6 protein-coding genes are annotated in these 2,326 nt (G+C 35.5%); 5 read left to right on the top strand and 1 reads right to left on the bottom strand.

Features of this window, described 5'->3' with window-relative positions; translation table 11 throughout:
* Positions 1-20 precede the first annotated feature (20 nt).
* On the bottom strand, positions 21-272 hold the full coding sequence (locus QUF07_RS13700; RefSeq protein ID WP_002816285.1) for an IS3 family transposase: 252 nt from the start codon (positions 270-272) through the stop codon (positions 21-23).
* A 307-nt stretch (positions 273-579) separates the two neighbouring features.
* Between QUF07_RS13700 and QUF07_RS13695 the strand changes: the two genes are divergently transcribed.
* From QUF07_RS13695 to QUF07_RS13675, 5 genes are all read left to right on the top strand, one after another.
* The gene (locus QUF07_RS13695) at positions 580-951 is read left to right on the top strand and encodes a type II toxin-antitoxin system RelE/ParE family toxin (RefSeq protein ID WP_001748275.1); all 372 of its coding nucleotides are present in this window, start codon (positions 580-582) and stop codon (positions 949-951) included.
* Positions 938-1,207, top strand: a complete 270-nt coding sequence (locus QUF07_RS13690; protein WP_001748276.1) for a helix-turn-helix domain-containing protein — start codon at positions 938-940, stop codon at positions 1,205-1,207. The genes QUF07_RS13695 and QUF07_RS13690 overlap by 14 nt, the downstream gene beginning before the upstream one ends.
* A gap of 198 nt (positions 1,208-1,405) precedes the next feature.
* Entirely contained in the window at positions 1,406-1,771 is a 366-nt protein-coding gene (locus tag QUF07_RS13685) for a type II toxin-antitoxin system RelE/ParE family toxin (protein WP_289427999.1), read from the top strand.
* A 2-nt stretch (positions 1,772-1,773) separates the two neighbouring features.
* A complete protein-coding gene (locus QUF07_RS13680; protein WP_040471208.1) occupies positions 1,774-2,031 on the top strand; it encodes a helix-turn-helix domain-containing protein in 258 nt (85 codons plus the stop codon).
* 16 nt (positions 2,032-2,047) lie between these two features.
* Positions 2,048-2,239 carry a hypothetical protein gene (locus QUF07_RS13675; protein WP_008856186.1) on the top strand — a complete coding sequence of 64 codons (192 nt, stop codon included), beginning with the start codon at positions 2,048-2,050 and terminating at the stop codon, positions 2,237-2,239.
* Positions 2,240-2,326: the final 87 nt, after the last annotated feature.

The raw sequence follows: 2,326 nt of genomic DNA, 5'->3' as shown, positions 1-2,326 counted from the left end.
AATGTAATCAAAGATATTGGTTACTTCTGCGCAAGGAAGCCCAGGGCTTTTTTTAGGATTTCGTTCTCCTCAGACAGGGAAGCCAGCCGCTTTTCCATCGCTTTAATTTCGTCTGGCGATTTACCGGATTGAGTTTTGGCTTGGCCCTGGATCCACTTATGAACGGTTGAATAGCCAATGCCATATTCTCTGGCCAGTTGGGCGGCTGATTCGCCTTGTTTATATAGGTTGATGATGTTTTGTTTGAATTCTTTGTCGTAACGAGTTGGCATGTAAAAATTCCTTCCTTTTGAGAGACGATTTATTCATTATACCCTCTCTTAAAAGTTGTCTCAGGAATCAGCTTACATCCATGTTGCATGTACTAGAGGTACGGGAAACCTATATTTCGTAGAAGAGAAGAAGATTCCTAAAGGGTTTAAGGAACCTTAGGATAAATAAAAAATTTTTATAGAATTGCTATTTTTTCAATCGATGTCATCATTTTAACTTCAATGCTAACAAGATCGATCAATTAAATCCAGCTACAATTATAGCATATATATTGTTAACAAAAAGCATATATGCTATAGTTGTGATATGGAAAAACCAGAATTTGAAACTTACAAACGTCCCAATGGTCATGATGAATTCGATGAATGGTTACAGCAACTGCCAATTAAAGATCGCGCTAAATTACTGCAAGTGATTACAGATACGCAGGATCAAGGTTTACTAGTCGCTCAACGCATGACTTGGGTTAAAAAGATAGAATCAGCTAAAAATTTATATGAATTAAGAAGTAAGGTATCCAGTAATATTCAACGGGCATTATACTTTCACGTTAAGGGACCAAAATATGTGATTACCCATGGGTTTACCAAAAAGACACAAAAAACACCACCCGCTGAAATTAAACATGCGATTGAATTACGAACTGAATGGGAGGATAGTCAAAATGAAAATCAATGATATTTTAACCCGGGAATTAAAAGACCCTAAGTTTGCTGAAGCTTATCATGCTGACAAGGAAAAATCTGCCAGTGCCTTAGCGTTGTATCATACTCGTGAAGAAGCTGGCCTAACTCAGGCCGATTTAGCTGAAAGAGCAAACGTCCCTCAATCCACCATTGCTAGAATCGAACGTGGCGATAATGTAACGTTTGATAAACTAGCTGAAATTGCCCATGCTATGGGTAAAACAATTAAAATTGAATTTACTCAATAAGTTAGACCTTTAAAGGGGTATTTGGCAGCAGTTGATTTAATCAACTGCTGCTTTTTTGATCAAGCTAAATTAGCTTGCGCCGTTTGCGCAAGTTAACGAACTTAAGCGTGATAAAAGGCTTGTAATTATATAATTTGCATGCTATATTATTATCGTGAATGAATATAGCATAGGGGTTATATTGGAAATGAAAATAATATGTATGAAATAGAAGTCTACGAAGATAAAAAAGGCAATAGCGAAATTGAAGATTGGTTGGGTAAACTGAATGAGAGCAAACAAAAAGATGATCAGAAAGTTCTCAAAAAAATTCGTTATCAACTTAAAATATTAGCTGAATTAGGCACTGACATTCGGCCACCGCATTCAAAAGTGCTCAAGGGCTATAAATATCCAATCATGGAGTTAAGACCGCAACCAGAAAGGATCTTCTATGCCAGTTATGACGATGAAAGTTTTGTTTTGTTAAGTCACTATATGAAGAAGCAAAATAAAACAGACAAACGACAGGTTGAACACGCTATTGCTTTATTAGAAGATTGGCTAGAAAGAAAGGGGAAATAGTAATGAGATTAACAGATTTAGAGTCCAGTTTTTCTTCAATTCCAAATGATGAAAAATTTATTATTGATACGATGGCTAAATTATATGCAGAACGGATTAAAAATAAGGTTTCACAACAAGAATTAGCAAAGAAAATTGGTATGAAACAACCACAGTTAGCCAAACTTGAGACGTTAGAATCTGTTCCGACCTTAAGGACCTTAAATCGATATGCGAGAGGATTAGGTTTGAAACTAGAAGTAGAACTAGTGCCAGCTTAAAGTTAGGGAGAGACTATTGAAATTTTTATTAACTTATTTTTGGGGAAATACGATTGCTGGTTGGATAACTTTGTTTATCTTACTGCCTACAGGGGGAATGTTAATTTATTTTTTTCATAATTCAACTCTTGCAAAAATTTTAGGGGGGCTTATTTTGGCTAGCATGCTATTTTTAGAAGTATATTTTGAAAAAAAGGCTCAAAAATAAATCGCAAGGTTGAAGTGCCCTACAATTGTTAGACAAGTAAGTCTAATGATTATGGGGCTTTTCTTGTGACAAAATATAGTAGTCAAT

This window comes from Lentilactobacillus sp. TOM.63 (assembly GCF_030361045.1).
GTDB lineage: Bacteria > Bacillota > Bacilli > Lactobacillales > Lactobacillaceae > Lentilactobacillus > Lentilactobacillus dabitei.
This window is presented reverse-complemented; position numbering and strand designations above follow the sequence as displayed.

What these genes read in the sequence shown, in the direction of transcription:
- QUF07_RS13700 (WP_002816285.1), bottom strand. Translation starts at nt 272, where the DNA reads ATGCCAACTCGTTACGACAAAGAATTCAAACAAAACATCATCAACCTA.
- QUF07_RS13695 (WP_001748275.1), top strand. Translation starts at nt 580, where the DNA reads ATGGAAAAACCAGAATTTGAAACTTACAAACGTCCCAATGGTCATGAT.
- QUF07_RS13690 (WP_001748276.1), top strand. Translation starts at nt 938, where the DNA reads ATGAAAATCAATGATATTTTAACCCGGGAATTAAAAGACCCTAAGTTT.
- QUF07_RS13685 (WP_289427999.1), top strand. Translation starts at nt 1,406, where the DNA reads ATGTATGAAATAGAAGTCTACGAAGATAAAAAAGGCAATAGCGAAATT.
- QUF07_RS13680 (WP_040471208.1), top strand. Translation starts at nt 1,774, where the DNA reads ATGAGATTAACAGATTTAGAGTCCAGTTTTTCTTCAATTCCAAATGAT.